16 protein-coding genes are annotated in these 23333 nt (G+C 41.9%); 7 read left to right on the top strand and 9 right to left on the bottom strand.

Annotated features, from left to right (window positions below; genetic code table 11):
- Nucleotides 1–11 precede the first annotated feature (11 nt).
- The 7 genes from JKG61_RS09105 (at nucleotide 12) to JKG61_RS09075 (ending at nucleotide 11926) form a co-directional block, all read left to right on the top strand.
- On the top strand, nucleotides 12–2282 hold the full coding sequence (locus tag JKG61_RS09105) for a cation:proton antiporter (RefSeq protein ID WP_202102659.1): 2271 nt from the start codon (nucleotides 12–14) through the stop codon (nucleotides 2280–2282).
- A gap of 125 nt (nucleotides 2283–2407) precedes the next feature.
- On the top strand, nucleotides 2408–2989 hold the full coding sequence (locus JKG61_RS09100) for an RNA polymerase sigma factor (protein ID WP_202102658.1): 582 nt from the start codon (nucleotides 2408–2410) through the stop codon (nucleotides 2987–2989).
- A gap of 83 nt (nucleotides 2990–3072) precedes the next feature.
- Nucleotides 3073–4245: a FecR family protein gene (locus JKG61_RS09095; protein ID WP_202102657.1), complete on the top strand. Its 1173-nt coding sequence runs from the start codon at nucleotides 3073–3075 to the stop codon at nucleotides 4243–4245.
- Between the two features lie 90 nt (nucleotides 4246–4335).
- On the top strand, nucleotides 4336–8016 hold the full coding sequence (locus JKG61_RS09090) for a SusC/RagA family TonB-linked outer membrane protein (protein ID WP_202102656.1): 3681 nt from the start codon (nucleotides 4336–4338) through the stop codon (nucleotides 8014–8016).
- 21 nt (nucleotides 8017–8037) lie between these two features.
- The gene (locus tag JKG61_RS09085) at nucleotides 8038–9486 is read left to right on the top strand and encodes a RagB/SusD family nutrient uptake outer membrane protein (protein WP_202102655.1); all 1449 of its coding nucleotides are present in this window, start codon (nucleotides 8038–8040) and stop codon (nucleotides 9484–9486) included.
- Nucleotides 9487–9561: 75 nt separating this feature from the next.
- Nucleotides 9562–10758, top strand: a complete 1197-nt coding sequence (locus JKG61_RS09080) for a thioredoxin family protein (protein WP_202102654.1) — start codon at nucleotides 9562–9564, stop codon at nucleotides 10756–10758.
- A gap of 22 nt (nucleotides 10759–10780) precedes the next feature.
- Nucleotides 10781–11926, top strand: a complete 1146-nt coding sequence (locus JKG61_RS09075; RefSeq protein ID WP_202102653.1) for a TlpA disulfide reductase family protein — start codon at nucleotides 10781–10783, stop codon at nucleotides 11924–11926.
- A gap of 488 nt (nucleotides 11927–12414) precedes the next feature.
- On the opposite strand, the gene JKG61_RS09070 is transcribed toward JKG61_RS09075, so the two are convergent.
- The 9 genes from JKG61_RS09070 to JKG61_RS09030 all read right to left on the bottom strand — a co-directional run bounded on the left by JKG61_RS09070 (nucleotide 12415) and on the right by JKG61_RS09030 (nucleotide 23279).
- Nucleotides 12415–13089 carry a LytR/AlgR family response regulator transcription factor gene (locus JKG61_RS09070; protein WP_202102652.1) on the bottom strand — a complete coding sequence of 225 codons (675 nt, stop codon included), beginning with the start codon at nucleotides 13087–13089 and terminating at the stop codon, nucleotides 12415–12417.
- A complete protein-coding gene (locus tag JKG61_RS09065) occupies nucleotides 13086–14510 on the bottom strand; it encodes a sensor histidine kinase (protein ID WP_202102651.1) in 1425 nt (474 codons plus the stop codon). Before JKG61_RS09065 ends, JKG61_RS09070 begins: the two co-directional genes overlap by 4 nt.
- Nucleotides 14511–14681: 171 nt before the next feature.
- Nucleotides 14682–15458, bottom strand: coding sequence for a glycerophosphodiester phosphodiesterase (locus JKG61_RS09060; protein WP_202102650.1), 777 nt, complete (start codon nucleotides 15456–15458; stop codon nucleotides 14682–14684).
- 147 nt (nucleotides 15459–15605) lie between these two features.
- A complete protein-coding gene (locus JKG61_RS09055; protein ID WP_202102649.1) occupies nucleotides 15606–16157 on the bottom strand; it encodes a hypothetical protein in 552 nt (183 codons plus the stop codon).
- Nucleotides 16158–16166: 9 nt separating this feature from the next.
- The gene (locus tag JKG61_RS09050; RefSeq protein ID WP_202102648.1) at nucleotides 16167–16703 is read right to left on the bottom strand and encodes a collagen-like triple helix repeat-containing protein; all 537 of its coding nucleotides are present in this window, start codon (nucleotides 16701–16703) and stop codon (nucleotides 16167–16169) included.
- A 20-nt stretch (nucleotides 16704–16723) separates the two neighbouring features.
- Nucleotides 16724–17185 carry a collagen-like triple helix repeat-containing protein gene (locus JKG61_RS09045; protein ID WP_202102647.1) on the bottom strand — a complete coding sequence of 154 codons (462 nt, stop codon included), beginning with the start codon at nucleotides 17183–17185 and terminating at the stop codon, nucleotides 16724–16726.
- Between the two features lie 4 nt (nucleotides 17186–17189).
- On the bottom strand, nucleotides 17190–18245 hold the full coding sequence (locus JKG61_RS09040) for a metallophosphoesterase family protein (protein WP_202102646.1): 1056 nt from the start codon (nucleotides 18243–18245) through the stop codon (nucleotides 17190–17192).
- Between the two features lie 10 nt (nucleotides 18246–18255).
- A complete protein-coding gene (locus tag JKG61_RS09035) occupies nucleotides 18256–19791 on the bottom strand; it encodes a SusD/RagB family nutrient-binding outer membrane lipoprotein (protein ID WP_202102645.1) in 1536 nt (511 codons plus the stop codon).
- Between the two features lie 11 nt (nucleotides 19792–19802).
- The gene (locus JKG61_RS09030) at nucleotides 19803–23279 is read right to left on the bottom strand and encodes a SusC/RagA family TonB-linked outer membrane protein (protein ID WP_202102644.1); all 3477 of its coding nucleotides are present in this window, start codon (nucleotides 23277–23279) and stop codon (nucleotides 19803–19805) included.
- Nucleotides 23280–23333 lie beyond the last annotated feature (54 nt).

The following is a 23333-nucleotide window of genomic DNA, read 5'->3' as shown; positions in this document are numbered from 1 at the left end:
AGGATAATAATATGAAGAATTATAAGAATACGATATTCTACGTGGTTTTGGTCGGGGGTCTGTTGGCCGTGATGTATGGTGTCATCGTACTAGGTACGCGGTTACAGGATACCGAGGCTATCGTCGGTAAGGCAGTCAGTGTGAGTGCATGGCAGGATTTTGTAGATTCTATCCAACACAGTCTCAGACACCCCTTGGCGATATTGTTAGCGCAGATTGTCACTATTATCATTGCGGCTCGCATTATGGGCTGGATATGTATTAAGATCAAGCAACCCGTCGTGATTGGGGAGATGTTGGCCGGAATTATATTAGGACCTTCCTTGCTTGGGCTACATTTTCCAGAAGTTTCGGCGGTATTGTTTCCGATAGATTCGTTGAGCAATTTGCAATTTCTGAGCCAGATCGGACTAATTCTATTCATGTTTATTATCGGTATGGAACTCGATCTGAGCGTGCTCAAGAATAAGGCACACGATGCCGTCGTGATATCGCATGCGAGTATTGTTATTCCCTTTACGCTAGGGGTAGGGTTGGCCTACTTTCTATATCAGCACTATGCTCCGGCCAATGTAGAGTTCTTGTCCTACAGTCTGTTCATAGGGATTTCCTTAAGTATTACCGCATTTCCCGTTTTGGCGCGGATTATCCAGGAACGGGGTCTTCAAAAATCCAAATTGGGTGCTTTGGTCATCACTTGTGCAGCGGCAGATGATATTACTGCTTGGTGTATCCTAGCTGTGGTTATTGCGATTGTGAAGGCCGGCGCGGCCACGAGTGCGATCTACACCGTTTTTTTGGCCGTGGCCTACGTGTTTGTGATGATCAAGATAGTCCGTCCGTTTTTACTGCGTATCGGTGAGTTGAACTCCGCTAAGGAGAGCTTGGGCAAACCAGTAGTCGCCATCTTTTTCATTGTTCTCCTGCTTTCGGCATACGCCACGGAGGTCATCGGCATACATGCACTTTTTGGAGCATTTATGGCTGGAGCGATAATGCCGGAGAGCAGTCGCTTCCGCTCGATGTTTATCGAGAAGGTAGAAGATGTTGCAGTCTTATTGCTGCTGCCTTTATTTTTTGTATTTACCGGTTTACGTACGCAGATCGGTCTGCTCAACGATGTCGAGCACTGGCTGATTGCAGGCGTCATCATCCTAGTTGCTGTCGTAGGCAAGTTTGTCGGCAGTGCGCTGGCAGCGCGGTTTGTCGGACAGAGCTGGAAGGACAGCCTGAGCATTGGCGCGTTGATGAACACCCGGGGCCTCATGGAATTGATCGTCTTGAATATCGGGTATGATCTGGGGGTGTTGAGTGCCGAGCTCTTCTCCATGATGGTATTGATGGCTTTGGTGACGACTTTTATGACAGGTCCGTCGCTCGATCTTATCAATAGATTGTTTAAGCCCAAGAAAAGTGCGGTCGGCAGCCGGATACAGGACAGAACAAAGTTTAAAATACTTCTTTCCTTTGCGAAAAGCAGTACCGGTATATCCCTTTTCCGATTGGCGAATGGTCTTACTGCACAATCCAAAGACAATTCCGTGATCACGGCCCTACATATCGCCCCCTCCAATGAGCTGCATCACTATGAGGTCGAAGAGCAGGAAGAGGATACTTTTAGAGAGATCAAAGAAGTGGCCAAAAAACTGGAGCAGTCGATGTCCTCCGTGTTTAAGATATCTGGAGATATCGATACCGAGATTATCCAAACCACACGCGAGGAAGATACGGATCTCCTATTGTTGGGCGTGAGCGAGTCTATCTACGAAGGAAGTATCTTGGGACGGTTCCTGGATTTTACCTCACGTATTATTAATCCAGAAAGGTTGCTGCATACTGTCAAACAGGCCGAATCTCCTTTTTTGACCTATAGCCGCAATGATCAGATCAATGCACGGGTAACCTCCGCTGTAGGTATTCTGATCGACAAAAACTTTATGCATGTAGATCAGGTGATCGTTCCTGTTTTTCAGCCCCAGGATATATTCTTGCTGACGTATATCCAAAAACTCATCCATAATAGTGACTCCCAGGTCATTGTTGTTGATTTTAAGAATGTATTGAAAAACAATGAGGTATTTCGTGAGCGACTGCGCCAATTGGAGCAACAGGCTCCCAACCATTTGGTGATATATACGGATCAGGAAATCACCCCAGATATGTTGGCAAAGCAGGATTTGATGCTTATCCATCTCACTGTTTGGGAAGAGCTGGTGGCCAAAGAAGTCGCCTGGCTGAAGGATGCACCATCGACTTTATTGCTGATTGACAAGAAGAAATAAGAGGGGGCAATCTACTCCCCCAAAAAAATAGTTGCCGGGCAACTGTCTCGAATAGACATCTTTTTACGTTATAATTCTTAGATTTGGGGAATTTTGATGTGCAAAGAGTCCTAGAAAATAATAAGATGAACCAGGTAGTTGTGGATTTTCAGGCGGGTAACCCTGAAGCCTACCAGCATATCTTTCATCTTTTCTATCGTCCTCTTTGCTTATTTCTCTCCAAAATGGGGTTGAATAGCTTCGTGACAGAAGAGATCGTTCACGATACCTTTTTGAAGCTGTGGAACAAAAGCGCTGATTTTTCAGAAATTAACAGTCTGCGTTCCTTCCTGTATGTCAGCTGTAAGAATGCAGCACTCAATCTGTTAGATAAGGAAAAAAGATTGCGGATCAAGGAAGAAGGCTATCAGCACAGTCAAGACTGGGTAGATTTTCCAGTGACCCAACAGATCATCTATATGGAGACTATACAGGAGATACATCAGGCGATAGGTACCCTGCCGGATCAATGTCAGAAGGTGATACAGCTCTTGTTTATCGAGGGGTATACCCCCCAGGAAGTAGCGGACGAGTTGGGGATCAGCAGCAGTACAGTTTACAATCAGAAAATGCGTGGCGTCCAGCTGCTCCGTAATGTGCTGAACAAAGATCAGCTATTCGTTTTTACACTTCTTTTTGCAGATATCCTATACAGTTCTGTAAAATAAAGGCGTTGATTACGAGTTGTTTGTAATTCTTTTCAGAAACTCTTTAGAGATTTCAATCCCTTTTTCTGTTATACAAGGTGATTATGGTTAGATATCCACAGCAGATAACAAATATTCTATCGGCGGCTCATCTCAGGGAATGGACGGCGGAAGAAAAGGCATTGGTGGACGCTTGGCTACTGGAAGACGAGCATAACCAAGCTGTGCTAGATGCGATATTGAACAAGCAACAATTGTCCAGAGACCTGGAGCTATTCCGAAGTTTTGATGTGGAAAAGGCTTGGGAAAAGCAGCAGTCCTTGTTGAAGGTCGATTCCCATCCGAGCCGGTTTTCAGGCGGATATCCATGGAGGTATTTTTTCTATATGGCTGCTTCTGTTGTTATCATTCTAGGCTTGGTACTTTTCGTCAATCAAGATGAGACCACGCCGCAGCAGGAGCCGATCGCGGCGATTCAGCCGGGGGCGAGCCAGGCAACGATACGGCTTGCCGACGGTACGGTGGTAGCTTTGAGCGATGCCGCTGATGGCTTGTTGATCAACGAGGGTCTTGTATACGAGGATGGAAAAAAAGTACCTGGCATTACCAGTACTAATTTTTCGTCTTTCGAAATGAGTACACCACGAGGAGGACAGTATCGGATGACACTTCCGGATGGCACTAAGGTATGGCTGAATGCTGAGACCAGTCTGGCTTACCATGAAAACGCAGAGGAGCGGCATGTGGACATGACAGGAGAGGCCTATTTTGAGGTAGCTCATAAGTCCAAGGAAAAAAGCGTGCAATCGGGAGAAGCAAAGCCATTTAGGATATCCAGCAATGGTCAGGAGATTTCCGTTTTGGGAACCCATTTTAATGTTAAGTCTTATCAAGAGGAACAAAGAAGCTATACCACCTTACTGGAAGGTTCGGTTCAGATCACTGCTGCCGAAGGTCAGCTCTTATTGACTCCCGGAGAGCAAGGTATTGTTCAGGGCAATTCGTTGCACAAAGCAAAGGTCGATGTGGCTGCGGTAATGGCTTGGAAGGACGGGGACTTTGTGTTTAATTCGGAGCGTCTGGACGAGATCTTACGTCAGGTAGGGCGCTGGTATGACGTCGATTTTAGAATCGAGAACGAAGCTTTAAAGGCGGAAAAGTTTGAGGTGATGGTACCTCGTTTTGGCCAATTGAAAGAGCTCCTCGAGTTGTTGCAAAAAACCGGAAAGATTAAATTCAGATATGAAGACAGAAATATATATGTAAAAGATAAATAATTTTTAAAAGAAAGTAAGGTAGAAGCGATTGCGGCGCCTCTACCCGAAGGCCTAAAACTGTAGTACAACAAATTTTTAAAACCTAATCAAATGTATGAAAATTATGGACAAGATACCCCTGTCTCTAAGGGTTATTTTGCGGGATTAAAACAAGTTGTCTGCTACCATCTGCTAAGAGGTAGTAGGACATGGAGGAGAAGAATTATGCGAGTGTCATTGACTTCGATTTTTATGACGTTTTGTCTGATGCAACTTTCTGCCAGCGGTATCGCTCAGCAAGTTACATTAAAGGCAAAGTCAACATCAGTACGCCAGGTCTTTATGGCGATCAACAAGCAGACGGGATACCACTACGTATGGTCTGCCCGTGATGTAGATCCGAATACCAAGATATCGGTCGATATCGTGCAAAAGCCACTGGATCAGGCTTTGGTTTCGATTTTGAACAGCCTAGATCTGAGCTACGAAATTGATAATAAAACCATCGTAATCAAGGAAAAAGGGAGAGTTGTATCCAACAACACGGCAAATAGAGTTAATGCTTTGGCGGAGGTACAGCAAAAACAGGTATCCGGCCGTATCGTAGATGCGCAGGGGAAGCCGGTTCGTGGGGTTAGTATCCGTGTCAAAGGAACAGAATTAGGTACGGTGACCGATGAACAGGGGTACTTTAAGTTCAATCAGACCGTCGATGCCGGACAAAAATTGGAGTGTTCTTGTCTGGGCTACAAATCCATGGAAGTGACGGCGTCTACCAATATGGGGACGATTGTACTTCAGGATCTGAGTGCCGAAGTCGAGACGGTAGATATCGTGGTTAACACGGGTTATCAAAAAATCAGTAAAGAACGTGCCGCAGGTTCGTTTGCGCAGATTACATCCAAAGATATGGAAGGTAGGCTGCAGACCAGCTTTTTGGAAAGAGCGGAAGGCTTGTTGCCTGGTATGAGCCTTAATTTGAATACTTCATTACTTAACCCTCAGAATAAAAATAATTCAGTAGGGATTGAAGTTCGTGGTAGAGCGACACTTAATGCGGAAGCAGCTCCCTTGATTGTTGTTGACGGCATGCCTTATCAAGGCGATCTGACAGCGCTAAATCCCAATGATATCGAAACGATGACCGTGTTGAAGGATGCCTCGGCAGCCTCTATTTACGGAGTGCGTTCTTCCAATGGGGTTATTGTCATTACGACAAAAATGGGAAAAGAAGGACCTGCTAGGATCGATTACTCTAACACGTTATCTTTTAAAGGATTGCCTAGTAAAAAGTACCAAAACCAAATGAGTTCGGCAGAGCTTGTAGATTTCCAAAGGCAAATGTTTGGGTACAATTCAACGGATTATTCGTCGATACAAAAAGAGCGATATATGAACGATGTATACCTGATATTGCATGAGCATAAGGCAGGTATGTTATCTGATGCGGAATTGGAGAGTAAGCTAGATGCGTATCGTAATAGAAGCCGCTGGGATAATATGGATGAGTTTTTGAACGGTACCATAATGGACCAACAGCACAATCTATCGCTCTCGGGAGGTACCGATCGTTACAAATACAGTTATTCCTTGAATTATACGCAGCCAGGAGAATATAACAAAGGACGTCCAGTGAATAAGGGGATCGGTTTTAATGTCAAAAATAGTGTAAAACTTACCGATTGGATGAATGTGAACCTGAATGTATTGGGTAAGAATCAGAAACAAGATGGTGATATAGGTTTTAATTATTATGACAACTATGTAGGAGGTAGAGCTTCTTATTTTATGCTTCGCAATGCGGATGGCTCACCAACACAATGGTACAGTGATAAGTCACAGTTTGAAATAGACCGACTAAATGGTCTTGGGCTAGAAGACGAGAGTTATATGCCTATTGAACATGTTAATAAAACCCATGTCAACTTCTTTAACAAATACCTCAATATTAATGTAGGGGCTAATTTTAAGCTAATGAAAGGCTTAACTTTTGATCTGATGTACCAGACCGAGCGTACCGAAGGATACAAAGCTACCACCTACGCGAAAGACAATAATACGGTAAGCCGTCAAATTAATGACGCTACGCAGATAGATAAAGATGGAATCATTAAGCGTAACGTACCACAGGGTGCGCAATTGTCAGAGCGTCGCAATGATATTAACTCGTATACCTTACGTGGACAGTTGAATTACGAAAATACCTTTGGAGATAAGCATGACATCAATGTGATAGCTGGAGCAGAGCGACGTCAGATCAATAGTCGTTTTACCGATCTATACAAATACGGCTATGATCCGAGTTCTTTAGTGTATAAAGGTATTAATGAAGACTTATTCGGTGTTAATTTAAAAAACACAGAGTCTTTGTTTGGAAATTACACACTAGAGAAAAAGGAAAAAGGTTTTGAGGATCTCTTAGATCGTTTTATTTCGTTCTATGCTAACGGGTCTTATACCTACAATCGTAATTTAACATTGTCAGCTAGTATTCGTATGGATCAATCCAACCTCTTTGGTACGGATGTCAAGAATCAGTATAAACCATTATGGTCAGTTGGGGCTTTGTATAAATTACCTACGTTCGAGCAAGATTGGCTGGATCGCTTGGCAGTACGTATGACTTATGGTGTAAATGGTAACGTACCTAAAGGTAATGGCCCATACCTCATATCTCAGGTCAATTCACGATTAAATTACTTTACAGGAGAAATGCAGGCTGGTATTACATCTCCACCCAATCCTTCTTTGCGTTGGGAGCGTACCGATATTTTCAATTTTGGTATAGATGTTTCCGTATTTAATCGATTGACAGCCTCAGTAGATATTTATAACAAAAGTACAGCTGATTTGTTAGGACCTACAGCAGTGGATCCTACTTTAGGTTGGTCTGTCGTGAACATGAATTACGGTAATATGCGTAACCGCGGGATCGAGGTAGCCTTGAATGCTAAAGTAATACAGTACGATAATTTTAGATGGAATTCTACATTGAATTTTAGCTATAATAAAAATGAAATAACAAATCTTTATACCCAGCAGAGCACGCCTTACAGCTACTATAATACCGTACAGGAGCGTGTAGGTAAGCCAATAGGTAGCTTGTATAGTATTGACTATGCGGGGCTTGACGCTACAGGAGCGCCACAAGCCCGTAAGGCGGATGGCACACTGGTCAAGACAACACAGCAGTTGAGTGTAGATGATTTGATCTATAATGGTACGACTATTCCTCCCTATAGTGTAGCTTTCCGAAATGGTTTTGACTATAAAGATTTCTCCTTAAACTTTATGTTTATTTTCAATGGTGGTCATGTGATGCGTTCCGTACGACCAGAGCCTTTGACTAAATATCCGATGTTGAATTATACAGCCAACTTTGACAGACTTTGGTTAAACTACTGGAGAAACCCTGGTGACGAAGTGGATGCCGATATCGGTCCGCGTTATATGGCTGGTGCTTCTAACACGGTAACGGATATTTACTCTGCAGGCGATCGATTTGTGGAACGTGCGGATTATATCAAGTTGCGCGATATCTCGTTAAGCTATAATTTACCAGCCAAGTTAGTAGAAAAAACACCATTGCGTTATGTTCGTATTACCGGTCAGGTGATGAATGCGTGGCGTTGGGCAGCTAACAAGCACAATATCGATCCAGAAGTATGGTTCGGTTATGGTAGAACTCCCGACAATTTAAAGCTTCCTGAGGGATATCGTCCACCGGATTCACCAACGAGAGGTGTTTTGGCTCCAGTAACTTACAGTTTCGGTGTATCGGTTGGTTTATAATTCATTTAATTATCAAAAAACATGAAGAAAATATTTTCTATAGCTTTAGTAGCTTCTATATTCCTTTCAAGTTGTAACTCTTACCTGGACGTGAAGCCTAAAGGGTTTACGATACCCGAGTTGCTCAATGACTATCAGTTACTTTTGAATGATCAAGGTCTGATACGTGCCTCGCCAGTGTTTTCTAACTACATAACGGACAACATTCTGTCAGGCACTAGGGTTGACGTGAATAGATCAGCAAGTTTTGACTACTATTCGACATTCCAAAAGCGTTTGTACACTTTTGAACATGGTCCGATATTCGAGGATGGACAATATGAGATTTATTGGGAAACTGCATATTCTCATATTTTTACGTTCAATGTTATTATTAATAACGTACTCGCTGCCAAGGATGGTAAGGAGTCTGAAAAGAAACGAGTGTGGGCAGAAGCGAAAGTAGGTAGGGCTTTTGAGTATTTATCTTTAGTCAATATCTATAGTAAGCATTATGATGCAGCTACAGCAGATACGGATTTAGGTGTGCCTTTGGTACTTACTGAGGATATTACAAAGACCTATGAGCGTGTATCAGTAGCAAAGATTTACGAATTGGTACGACGTGATTTAGAAGACGCTTTACCTCACCTTGCAACCCATTCAAATAACAAGTACCAAGCCCTAAAGTCTGTTGGATATGGTTTTCTAAGTAGAATGGCTCTATATCAGGGGGACTTTAAAGCGGCCTTGGAAAATGCCACCGAAGCACTGAAGCTGAACGATTATCTGGAAGATTATAATCTGTATACGACCAAGGAAAAGTCTACTTGGGGAAGGGTACATCTAAAAACAGATGTGGACGAAGAATTTCCAGAAATCAGAGATAACAATGAGGTTCTTTGGGGACGAATGGGGACAGCATCAAACGGATCATTAAATACAGAGGTCTATGCTTCAAATGATTTGATGGATACTTACAAGCGTAACTTGGATGCAGATGCTAAGGACATGCGGTACGAATTATTTTTCTGTCGTGACAGTGCTTCTTTCGGCGCAAATGTAATCCGCTTTCCTGGCCGGGTGCTATGGGCGCCATGGATAGACTTTAACACTGGTTTCGGAACGCCAGAGCTGTACCTGATCGCGGCAGAAGCCGAAGCCCGTATTGGCTCTACAGCAGAAGCATTGCGTTTGATTAACACGTTAAGAGATAAACGTATTGAAAACAATAAGCCTATTACGGGTTTGAACAAATATCAGACTTTGCAGCTGGTTTTGGACGAACGCAATAGGGAAATGCCATTAACAGCGAGTACGCGATTGATTGATTTAAAGCGTTTACACCTGACGGGCGACCTAACCAAGGATATCGTGCATTACGTAGAAGGAGAGGAATTCCGTATGTCATCGGGTGATGCACGAATGATCTTTCCTGTTGCCCCCAAGGCATTGGATATTAACCCTACCATGCCACAATACGAAAGATAAATCCAAAGGCGTATTACCAAGCAGATCGAGCAAAGGTAATACGCCTTTAACAATTTTAAAAGCAGATTAATACCTATGAACCGTATTATATTTAGTTTAGTTTTCCTTGTGGCTTGTACGATTGTACAGGCCCAAGAAGCTATCAATTTTCAAAAAATAAGCCTTTCTGAAGCCAAGGCACAAGCGAAGGCAAGTGGCAAGTTGATATTTATCGATGGTTATACCTCTTGGTGTGCTCCCTGCAAATGGATGGAAGGGAATGTCTTCAATCAGACCGATGCAGCCAAGTTTTACAATGCTAATTATATCAATATCAAATTTGACTGTGAAGTAGGAGAGGGGATCGATGTGGCCAAGCATTACAATATCCGTAGTTTTCCGACTTATCTATTTTTGGATGCAGAAGGTGAGTTAATGTATCGCTCGCAGTCTCGGATGGAAACACAGGATTTTATCGCCGAGGGCAAGCGTGCGTTAGATCCTAACTTTCAGATTCCGACTATTCGTGCCCGTTACGAGGCAGGTGAACGAAGCCCTAGCTTTTTAGCCGCTTATATTACGACGATGACCAAGGTGGATCCCGCTTCGACAGCGGAAGCTAAAAACGCTTTGGATGAAATTGCGGATCCTTCCTTCTTAAAGTCCGAGGCAGGCTGGAGCATCATTGAACTATTTGGACAAAGTCCAAAAGACAAGTATGGTAAATTCTTTATGGACAATCGCCCATATTTCAAAGGAATACTTTCAATCGAGGTGTTTGAGAAGAAAGAAGCTCATCTGATGAAATATGCGATGTATGATTATATCCGTACTAAGGATGAGGCACAATTTGAAGAAGGCTTAGCTTATTTTTCAAGTAAAACGGACGAGGCGAGTCAGGTCGATGCAGCAATGTTTAAGGTCGAATGGATAGGAGCTCATGGTACCGATAAGGAATTTATCGATTATACCAATCAGTTGCGCAAAGGCTTGTTTAAACAGGAGGACGAACGGTTAAGCTTTATCGCTCGACGCTATTCGGGTAAGTATGGAACAGGCAAAGAGCCTTCTGCAAAAGTACTGAAGCAGTCTTATGTGTTGGCAAAGCAAGCCGTAGCCCTAAATGAGAACTCCTATTCCAATCAAGGTACTTTTGCAGAGATCTGCATCAGCTTAAAAAAGAAAAAGGAAGCGGTAAAAGCAGCTGAAGCTGCACGGGCTTTGGCAGAGCTGGAGACCTTTAAAATTGTAAAAATAGCCGATGCATTATTAGCTAGAGCACAGGCTATTTAGTTCTTATAAATCAATAGATACGATGAAGAAGATATTTTGGAGCTTACTCGTTAGTGCTTTGGCATTTCATAGTGTGTCTGCACAGGAGCATGATTTTAGTATTAAAATTAAGCCAGGGAAAGATGTACCAAAGACGGCAAAAGTCTTTGTTCGTTATTTTATAGGTCGGGACTTGGTACTGGATTCGGTGGTATTTGATGGGAAGGCACAGACCTATAAAGGGAAGGCAAATGAAGCGACATTAGTTAACCTATATTACTCGCCATCGGGTACCTCTTTTTTCAGCAAAGGCCGTGTCGGTGCTTGGGATAAAGTCAATCTATATGTCGATAAAGGGGTAACTAAAGTAGATTTTAAGCAGAAAATCGCAGATGCTAAAATTGTGGGAACGGCTATACAACGTGATTATGCAGGCTATGCGCAACATATGCGTACACTGGATAAACAAATGGACGAACTTATGGGCGAGCGTTCAAAGTTCTATCAGCAGCAAGGTACTGATACCGTTGGAATGAAGCAAGTTATCGGTCGTATTGAAAAACTAGAACAAGAACGCAATAAAGCAAAGGAACAATATATAAAAACTCATCCTAGTTCTTTTTTTAGTCTTTTGGCATTAAAAGAATTAGCAGGATACGATATTGATACCGATTACATCGAGCCATTGTTGTTATCGTTGTCTCCACAGTTGCAAGCGCAGCAGAATGGAAAGCAGCTGGCATCGGATATTGCAGTCACCAAGATCGTAGGGATAGGCAAACAAGCGCCTTTGTTCAGCCAGCCCGACACCGAAGGACGCATGATCAATTTAGCCGATTTCAAGGGACAATATGTGTTGGTCGACTTTTGGGCATCCTGGTGTGGACCATGCCGCGCAGACAATCCGAATCTGGTAAAAGCTTACCATGCTTTTAAGGATAAGAACTTCACTATTTTGGGTGTTTCTTTGGATAAAGAAGGTAAAAAACAAGATTGGTTGAATGCCATCGAAAAGGATGGACTGCCTTGGCATCACGTCAGTGAGCTGAAAGGATGGAGTTCCGAAGTTACGGCTATGTACGGTATTAAAGCTATCCCACAGAATTTTCTCATAGATCCTAGTGGTAAAATTATAGCGAAGAACCTGCATGGCAATGCACTGGCAAAAAAACTAAGCGAAGTATTGTAACTATTGTAAAGGGGAGTACGTTGTATTCCCTTTTATTTCGTTACCTTTATTTAACATAATAAATATTACATGTTACATGTTTTGCTATTGGGAGTTCAACTTTTCCTTAGACTCTCTGATGACATCTTTAGAGACACTTCAAAACGAAAACCCCAAACTCTTTTGCGGCGTAGACACTTTGTCTTTTGAAAGAGATCCTACCGGACCTTGGTATGAGGTACAATTCTGTTATGACAATAAAATCGTGAAGACCCTTATTAGGGCGTACGGAAAGCAAGCGACATTGGCCCTCGTTAGTCTATCTAATAAAGACGATTCCAACATCAAACTTATAAACAGAGATTTTGGTTTTTGGGCAAATAGGAGTGCGATTCAAGCATTCGAAAACAATGTAGTTCATGCTCTCCATAAAGATCAATCAAGTCATCGAGTTTTATCCGTAATAGTAAGCAAAATCCAGAGATGATCTATCATGGCGTATAGGAAAATCAGAGAACGGTATTCTTGACTACATTGCTATACGAAGCACTAATTGGAATTACATGAGATGCTATTGATAGCTGATGGCGTTCTATTTTCGAAACTTTGTCCAAGTTAACTATGAAGGAACGGTGTACCTGCTGAAATACTTCACTAGGCAGCTGCTCTATGATTTCTTTGATGGTCGACCGGGTCAGAATTTCGGCCGTCGGCATTACATATTTCATATAGTTGCCGGTAGCTTCGATAAATAATATTTCATCAAAATTCAATTTTACGATATTGTGGCCATCTTTAATATAAATATGAGTAGGATTCTTTCTCTTAGACTGTAGTATTTCATAAGCTTTGTTGCATGTTTTCAAAAACCTACTGAATGCAAATGGCTTTAACAGGTAATCCAGTGCTTCCAGTTCGAACCCCGTTATCGCATGCTCAGAATAAGCTGTAGTGAAGACCAATAGGGGTTTCCGTACCAAACTATTGTAAAAATCGATGCCAGATATATCTGGCATCTTAATATCTAAAAATAGTACATCTACGTCATTTCTATTTAAATATTCTATTGCTTCAAAAGCATTCACAAACGTAGCATCCAACTGTAAAAACGATACTTTGGCAGCATAGTTTTTTATTATATCTAACGCAATCGGTTCATCATCAATAGCTAACGCTTTAATCATCCTTGTTTATCTTTATTGAGGTTTAATGTTAAAAATACAAAAAATTCAGAATTAGTCTTCTCCATATGGAGCTCATGTTGTCCATTGTATATCATGTTCAGTCTACTTTTTACATTATCTAAGCCGATCCCTGATTTGTTCTGTTCCAAGTCAGTCTCTGGACCGATATGAATACTGTTGTAGACACTAAGTTTTACGGAGCTATGCGCTATATAGAGCTGGACTCTTACCCAAGAAGGGCTATTAAGGCTTATACCATGCTTAAATGCATTTTCAATAAATGGGATTAGTAACATCGGAGCAATCTGCAGATTTTCTAGAGTGTCTTCAGGTAGATCGATTGATATCTGGATGGAAGGCAGGTTGGCTATCCGCAATTGTTGAAGCTCTATATACTCTTTTATATAAGCTATCTCCCGCGCTAATAGAATGGTATCCTGTTGATTTTCATGTAGCATAAAACGCATCATGTCTCCCAGTTTCTGAATTCCTGAAGCAGTTTTCTCTGCATTTTCTTGTAGAGCCAGTCCAAAGAGTGTATTCATTGCATTGAAAAGAAAGTGCGGGTTGATCTGAGATTGTAATAGTCTAAGATCTGCCGCCGTCCTTCCTAGTTCTTTCTTTAATCCCACGATTTGATAATGTTGTTTTCTATCATGGTTGTACAATATGTTTGCTAACCAAGTCATTAATGCACCGAGTATGATACAAAAGATAATATTAAAGCCGTCAAAGGAATTGTATGTATGGTTAAAGCTTTTTACTACAATCTCCATCAGGCTGGAAAATAGAATGATACAGATTAGATTGATCAAAAGCGACATTACTATAGCCACAGTTCTCGGACTTTTATTCGCTTCCAGATAGGGTAGAAGAAAGTAATTGTGTGTGGCAAACAAAAGATAGGAAAATGGTATCGACAACGCAGCTAATGTACATATATATACGTTGACATGGAAAGCGATCGGTATCAGAAGAAACGTACCGACCATAAGCGCTATCAAAAAGTTTCTTAACGTTTTCGCTACGATAGAGTTATTTCTTGATAGACTGTTTAATCGGAGGATAACAGTTTTTATTGCTGTGTAAGACAATAAAGCCAACAGGAGTGATCCGGCTACTACAAACGGAGGAGCTGATTTGTAGCGAGGCAATTGGTATATCGACTGTATGACATAATGAAGGGATGATTGTATCAAAAAGATACATGTTATCCAGATTACCCACTTAGACATTTTTTGTGCTGAGAAAAAATTCGGGTACACATATAGCAAATAAAGACTTACCATCACGTATGCCGTCAATAGATGTAGTTGTAGGGCTACCTGCTCTACTTTATTGAAAATGTTACTTGCTGTAACCACCAGTAAAAACAGATATACAAAAGTTATTAATAAAAATTCTACCCAGCGTTGTTTCATAGTTTTATCCTTTAGTTTTTCTAATTATTTGCACAAGAATAAATAGAAGACTAATGTATTCAAATTAAATGTGATGGGCGACGTGTTTTTTGTGATGAGTTAGTTTTCATAAAAAATAAGCCTTGGCTTATGCAATGGCCAAGGCTTATTTTTCCGCTGTCAGTAATACCTCTAGTTTTCTTTCAGAGTTTCAAATAGCAAATGGGGGTGATCTGTAGTGATATAGTCAAAATCCTTGTCCACAAACCATTTCATATCGTCCGCCGTGTTGACAGTCCATACGTTGAGCTTTATTCCGAGATCTCGGAAAGATTTGATTAATGCAGGGTTCTCTAGATATACTTTATAATTATAGTCTACTGCATAAAAGCCATCTGTTTTCAATTGCGCAGGTTCTTTGTCATGTTTCCAATTCACATAGGTGATTTTTGCCTTTGGATCTAATTTTTTGATGAGTTTGCAGCCTTCATAATCAAAGCCTATGTAATCTACGTAAGTCTCTGCTTTCATTTTTTTGACAAGGTCTACGCAATGTTGGGCTAACTGTAGTGTCCGTTCTTTGTTCAATTTTGAAGATTTAAACTCAAGTACCAACCGTGTACCACGCTGCTTCATGCCTGTGCTGATATATTCTTTCAGGGTAGGCATCCTTTCTCCGTTAGAGAGTTTCTTTTTTTTCAGTTCCTTCCAGTCTGAATTTTCGATAGAGAGACCATCGATCGTAGGATCGTGGTGCACCACAGCGATATTGTCTTTTGTTAGCCATACATCAAACTCCGATCCCCCACATCCTATTTCAATAGCTTTTTTCAAAGAAGCGATACTGTTCTCCGGTATATGCGGAGCAGTCCAGGCGCCTCTATGCGCAATCACTGTAGTTTTTGTCTGACCCTGTGTATGCATCACCAGTGTACAGAATAGTATCAATAAAATAATGTTTTTTTTCATATGTGTATTATTTTTTCATGATCCCCCGGCTGGCGGACTCATGGGGTGTGTGCTTCACTAAATAGGAGTATTTCATAACATATTTCGTAAAGTAGGTTGTGTAAACCTCCACCCTGAGCGATCGAATCCTTAAGGTGGAGGTCTTTATTAAAGCTCTATTTTGAGCATTTCACAAAGTTCAACGTATGCCTGTCCCGTCGACTTGCTTTTAGCCTGTATGGCTTTTGCTGCTATCGTTTTATTGGGAGGTATAATGATATATCTGAACATGGTTGAGCTGGGGTCCCAGCTGCTGTATAACCATATCTGCCCCAGTTCTAATCGCTGCGTCAAACTTTCACTATCAGTTAGATAGTCCGTTTTGAAAACCTGTCCGTCTCTCTTGAAATACACGATAGTCGTTCCTTTCGTTAAGATCTCATTAGAGATAACCGGTTCGCTCACTGTAGCTCTCCAGTAGCCCGTATTCAAACTGGTGAAATCATAATATTTCCAATCGGAGTAATACACATTTCCCAATCCACCACCTTTTCCTGGATCGCCCTTGTTGCCATCGGTTCCTTGGTCACCCGGTTCTCCTTTCTCTCCTTGAGTCCCCATTGGGCCAGGCAGTAAGGGCTTTCTGCAATTAGTTAGGCATATCGACACTACTAATCCAATCCATAGCAATACATGGATGTTTGCAACTTTTGCTTTCATTGTCTTTTTTTAGTTGTTAAAACCATATATTTTTTGATACTCCTTATAAGAGGGACGTTTTTCGGTCCGCATTCCCATTGAGGTACTGCTTAAAGATGTCGACTTGGCACCTGCAGGAATAAGAATATATCTGAATTCAATAGTTGATGCATCAAACGTACTTTGAAGCTGTATTTTACCCATAGACACCGACTGGATAATGTTTGCACTGTTGGTAAAATAGTTCAGTTCGTAGACCGCACCATCTATTTTTACATATACGGATACATCGCCTTTATCCAATATCGCTTCGGTGATGCGGTTATCGGTTATGTTGGCAGACCATTTCCTTTGTGCACCGGTGAAAGTTTGTGTGCTCCAGTCCGACACGACTACGTTGGCTCCTTCATCATCACCATTTTCGCCTTTCTCACCCGTATTTCCTTTCTTGCCAGGGTCGCCCTGTTCTCCCTGTGGTCCAGGAGGGCCGACAGGCGATTCTTTCGTACATCCCACAGCAGAGATAAGTAGTGTTAGGCAGATCAGGTATATAAATTTATTTTTCATAACTCGTGACGATTAAATGTTTAACTCTTATTTGGGTCTATGATCACAAACCTGAATTTTGCGTTTGCTTTATAGGTACTTTGTATCTCTACTTCACCAACAGAAATCTTGGAGATGATCTTATTTGTAGAAGCATAGGTCCCTTTATAAGGTAGTTTATAAAGATAATTTCCGCTATTGTTGAAAAAGTAGACATGTACAACATATTTGTCGAGTACTTCCTGTGTGATTTGAGGAGCGGCAATCTTAAACTTCCAATCCGTACCGGATCCTATAAAAACTGCGTCCGACCATTCCGAGCCAAATATCTCAACATTACTGATATCTGAATCATCACCATTAGGTCCCTTATCTCCCGTAGGTCCTTGCGGTCCCTTCACTCCATTTTCACCAATCGGTCCCGTATTGCCGTCTTTTGTACAGGATGACGAGCCGATTAGTAGGGCTAGGACTACGCCCCATAGTATAGTGTGCATCTTCATTTCCTTAAAATTTAATTATACGGTTGTCAATATTAGAAGAAGGACTTTGCTGATCTACATACGTATAGTATTTGAGGTCGTACGGAGTCGGAGCTATAAAGTTAGATTTCCTTCCCTGGATCTTTATTTCTCTGTCTGGCCCATCGAAGTCAATGATTGCGAACAGCGAATCATCATAAGGAGCAGACTCTTTCATGATCGGATAGTTGGCTTCTACACTCGCTGGAAACCGTCCAGAGACTGTTGGATGGTTTTTGCCGACATAAAAATAGGAAGCACTGTTGACTTGTATATGACTGACCTCATCGATATCAATCAACCAGTTTTTGTGCAGGTGTCCACTGAATGCCGCAATGATTTTTTTACCCTTTTTATTTTCTTCTTTCAGTATCTCTTGTACCTCTTTACTGTTGCCTGCCGAACCGTTGAATGGCTGGTGCGAGAATATAATGCAAGGTTTGTCCGTCTTGCGTAGATCTTCGCGCAGCCAATCCAGCTGTTCTTTCGATACATAGCCTATTTCGTTTGCAGGGTGTTTCGTATAGTTTTTAGCGTTGTAATCGGTGTATATTCCGCCGCTCTTGATGTAGTTTGTGTCCATTACCACCAAGTGAAAGCCATTGTTGTCAAAGGAGTAATAGTTGCCCAGCTGTTTTTGGTTTACATAAGTCAGAAAATCACTCTTACTTGCAGTGTCCATATCATGGTTGCCCAGTACATGGTATTTGGGGCCTTCGAAAGAGTTCCATATCTGCATGAAACCGTCATTTTTAAAATGAGGATATACAAAGTCTCCGATCTGGATTATCAGGTCTACATTACTTTGTTTGGCCGTATCAATAAACTTTTGCAGATATAGATCTGCATCAGGGAAGAAGTCTTTATGTACGTCCGTAATAACGCCAATCCGTAGCTTGCCCTTCGTGGTTATAGGGAGGACTTTGCTGGGAATTTCTACGGTTGGACCATCTGTACCTTTAGAACAAGATAGTAGTGTTGTTCCTAACAGTGTTGATCCGAGTCCGTAAGATAGATTTTTGAGAAATGTTATTCTTTTCATTGTCATGATTTTATTGGTAAGGAAAAGGTTGGGGATTCCGAAGGTTGTCCGAACCTCTTAATAGCCACATTTTTGAAAATATTTGATCTCCGCCCGGAAGACGCGAGATTGCAGTTGTTACATTCGCTTTATTATCAGTCAGCTCGCCCAAAGGATATAGATACCGGAGTGGTAGCTGCCCATTGTTGTACAAGGTCGATATATCAGGCGTAACGTAGGCGGCAAAATCAGGATACCCCGTACGCCTTAGCTCGAAATAAGGTTCATATCCTCCTTGCATAAAGAAGTTTAAGAACTTTTGGGTGATAATTTGTCCCAACTTCTCACTATCGCTTCCTGCAAGCTGCACTTTAGGTTGTTGAATGAAAGACGAACCTCTGTTTTCTAGTCCAAAATACTTGAAAGATGCTAATATTCCGTTTTTGTAATGCTGCGCTACATCACCGTTTATCCATCCTCTTAGTGCCGCTTCCGCAAGTATAAATTCCTGCTCGGGATACCCAAATATCATAGTCGGAGGGCCTATAGGTTCGCGGTGGTATCTATTATTTACCCGCGATATCTTTTTACTGTCCTCGTATTGATAATTTACATTGTTCTCCTTATTGGGCCACGGATTTGTCCCTGCATAATTTTGCAGATTGTTTGGGTCAAGATTTCCATTTTCGGCCAAGATTGTAGGTTGAGCAAACTTAGTGAGGCGATAGTCATTTCTATCCTTCATGTACTCCGCTGTAAACTGAGTGATTCGATAGCCTGATATAAAATTATTGTCAAGGTACAAGTAATAGTTGTTCGGATTATTGCTTTCGTCGCGTATGGGCGAGTCTTCGAGGTACTCCATAATCGGGTTTTCTATAGGATTGTTGACGATGTCTGCAAATCTGCTTGCGATCGTCGTACCTTTTAATTGTTGTTGTTGGCTCAGATTTATCAGAACTTTCAGACGATAGCTGTTGATCATTTTTCGCCATTTTTTGAGGTCTCCTCCAAAAATGATATCACCCGCTATAGTTTTGTCTCCCAGTTTGGAGAGCTCGTCATTTGCAGTAGCCAATTCTTCCAATACCTTGACTATAATCTCCTCTTGTTCGTCATATTTAGGTTGCGTAATCCCTTGGTTTATCTTGTTGGCTTCGGAATAAGGGACATCACCATACAGACGCGTCAATGTAAATATCCAGTGTGCGTCGAAGAAGCGGGCCAGCGACAGGTACTCGGGTTGGTTCAGTCGTTCCGCTTCATACTTCATGCTGTTCGACACCGTCAGAAAGCGGTACTCCCCGTTAAAGTTACGACGTAACCAATTAAGATGGCTTCCACCAAAGCGCCAATCTATAAAGTAGCTGTCGAGCTGCCTGTTCAAACCAAAATAGTCTGGACTAAAGGTATATAGGCAGAGATAAGTCAGCAGGTTGTTCGGATTGATAACTTCTGATCGATTTGGGTTTTTGCTGATTTCGTCCATATTGCTACGGCATCCCGGCATAGCGATACTAAGCCCCACGACAAGAATAATGAGTGTTGTTTTGTGTATATGTGACATAGATCTATCTTTTAGAATTTGACGTTTAGATTTAAACCGAGGTATCTTTCTGTCGGATAACCGAGTGTACTTACATTACCATCGGGGTCCTCGTGCGGTAATTTTTTCCACATCAGAACATTGTTTCCGATCAAGGACACATTGGCCGATTTGAAGGCTTTCCAATGAACCAGGTGTTTATCCAATGTATAAGTGATGGCTATATCTCTCAGTTTGATGAAACTGGCATCGTACACATTCCACCCTTTCGTCATGCGTCCGCCGAGACTACCCATTTGTCGCATCCAGTCTTTGTACATAACTGGGACAGTGCTTTTCTCGAATACCCGTGTGTCTTCAAGGATTTCGCCGGTAGGGCTGTATTTAATATCGCCACTGCTCACTACGACAGCATCGGTCGGGACAAAGGATGGAACTCTATCCCAATCTTCTTCTCTCTCTAGGCTGGCGGTACGCTTGTCGGCGCCAGTTTCAAGCATGCGGGCATTTAATTGGGAGTATATCAGACCTCCGAATCTGCCACTGACATTAAAGCTTAGGTTCCAGTCCTTATAACGGATATTATTTGTCAATCCAGCTTCCCATTTGGGATCTTTATTGCCCATATTACGGCTGAATTTATCAACCAATGGCAGTCCGTTATTTCCGACTACAAAGTTTTCGGTGCCGGGTTCACGCATATATACAGTAGCGTAGAAAGCATCAGATCTGTCACCGATCTTAAAGTTTCCGTAATTATATTGATTGTTATAGATATCATATAGTACGGTTTTAAAGCTCGAGAAATTGGCAGATGCTTCCCAGGAAAAGTCCTTGTTTTCCTTCAGCTTCCCACTTAGGATAAATTCATATCCATCTCGGAGATAAGCATTCCCATTCGTCAGCATCTTGCTGTGTCCAGAAGGGTGGGGGATATTGACTTCCTGTATCCAGTTTTTGTCTAATGTATTGAAGTAGGAAGCATCGAGGCGGAGCTTATTATTAAAAAAGCGAATATCAAATCCCATCTCGTACGAATCTGTCATACTCGGTCCTATATTAGGGTCGATGACTCTATCTTCTGGGGCAAATGCTGGTTCCGAGCCCCAGACTTGTGACAGGTAATAATTGGTCGATAGATTATAAGCATCCATATCACGACCTACGTTTACCCAAGATCCACGTACTTTTAAGAAGCTAATAGGTTCAGGTAATTTTACAAGATTGGAAACAATGATACTGGACGACACCGAAGGGTAGAAGTAAGATCTATTGTTCTTTATCAGTGCCGAAGACCAGTCGTTCCGTCCCGTAAAGGTCAGGAAAAGTGTAGCATCCCAATCCATGGTCAGTGATCCATAAAGACCATACATACGCTTGTCAGTGCGGTAGTTGGATACGGTAGCCTGTTTTTTCGAATTTGTAAAATTGTAGACATCGGGTACTATCAAGCCACCATTGGTTTCACCGGTCATGGTATTTCGATCCAGTTCATTCCAGTTTACACCAGCCATCGCATCCAGGGACCATTTTCCAAACTGTTGCTTTGTGGTTACCATGGCATTGATATCCAGGAGTGTCTCATCATAGGTTGCCTTGCTGTACTTGCCAGTCTCGCCGTTTACCCAAGCATAAGGTTGAAAAGTTTCATTATTGGTGAACTGATAGTCATTACCTGCTTTTAAGATGAAATGTGTGTTTTTTCCAAAATCATAATCAAAGTTAATAGATGATATCACCCTTTTTTTGGCGTAAGGCCTGATGTATTCATAGGCAATGAACCACGGGTTTTGGAACCATGCATAGTTATAATTGCGCTGTTCATATCCTTCCCGTCCCTCTTTCCAGTAGTTTCTCAGGTCCATGATATCCGTATTGGCTCCCATATACATTACCGTGTTATAGAACACCTGGTCATTGGCATATCCTACTGGAGGGTAATTGTCCGTAAACAGATTGCTATAATTAACATTCACGTCTACCTTCAACCGCTTTCGGATGGTGTAGTTACCGCCCACATTAAGTCCTATCTGGTTGACTGAAGTATTCGGCACCATACCCTGTCTGTACATCTGGTTAACGCCTATACTGTATCCACCGTCTTTTAGACGTTGCGACAGTGTTACATTATTATTGGTCGTAGCCCCACGCTGTAAAAACCGCTTTAGGTTATTTTTATTGGACACCCAGGGCAGTGGTATCAGCTCGCCCGTTGTCGGGTCTTTAGGGCTATTGTATTGAGGCGTTTCCCAATATCCGCTTGGTGTATTAGGATCTTTTTGATTTAATTTGGGACCCCATATCCAGATATCATCATACAATCCACCTCCTTTACCATCTTTGAAAGCATATTGACCAAATTCGCCTTGTCCATATACTTCCTGCACTTCCGGAAACGAGATAAAGCCAGCAGCCAACATATTGGATGAATTGACCGCTATTTCTACCTCATCGCTCTTTCCTGAATTTTTAGTGGTAATAACTATAGCCCCATCAATACCTCTCGAACCATAGAGGACCGATGCCTGCGGGCCTTTTAGAACAGTGACACTTTCTATATCATCGGCTGCTATACCTCTAAAGCCAACATTTACAGGGTTACCATTTACGACGTAGAGCGGCTCTCGTCCGCGGAGCGTGATAGCAGCATCCTGTAGTACGCCCGATCGGCTGTTGACACGCAGGCCAGCGACGCGCCCTGCCAACATATCGATTACCTTATCTGATTTTACTTTTTCAAAAACGTCTCCTTTTACATTTTCAACAGCATAGCCGAGACTGGATTCTGATTTTTTCAACCCCAGTGCTGTTACCACCACATCTTCCATTTCTTCCAGTTGAGGATGCATTTGAATTCTCAACGGCTCATTGCTTACAATTGAAACTGTTTTAGTTTCATAGCCTACATAACGGATAGTGATTACATCTCCGGTTTTAGCCGCAATACTAAACTTACCAGCCTCGTCCGTCAGGGTATTCTGCTGTGCACTGAATACGGAAGCCCCTATTAAGGGAACTCCTTTTTCATTGGTCACTTTACCTGTTATGGGTTGTTGAGCTATGGCCCCTGAAGAGGAAGAAACTATTTCATTGATGACAATGACTCGATCTTTTACTTTCCAGGAAAGCTGAATTTCGGGGAGTACCTTTTCCAACAGTTGTTCCAGTGGCATTTCGTTTACGACGAGCGATACCCTTTTGTCCTTTACAATAGAATGGTCGTATACAAAATCATAAGCAGTCTGTTTTCTGACCTCTCTAAAGAAATCGATGACACTTATCGACTTTTTGTTTAGAGTGATGCGTTGAGCATTTACGTTTGGGCTGGCATGTACCAATACAGCTCCCAAGAATAAACTTAGCAAAGTGATACGCATAAAGACATGTTTAAACGAGAGTATATTGGTCCTATATAGCGGATTTTCGACTCTCGAAGTGGATGACCGATATCCTTTTCCGTTTATAGGAATAAGGAGACCGATCAACGGTTTGAATAAAATTTCATACATTTGATTTAAAGTTTTACGGTTTTCCGATTTGTGTTGCTACTAAATTTGATCATC

The sequence above is a fragment of the Sphingobacterium faecale genome, assembly GCF_016746095.1.
GTDB classification, from domain to species: Bacteria; Bacteroidota; Bacteroidia; order Sphingobacteriales; family Sphingobacteriaceae; genus Sphingobacterium; species Sphingobacterium faecale.
Note: the sequence above shows the minus strand (reverse complement) of the source record. Positions and strands in the feature narration are given on the sequence as shown.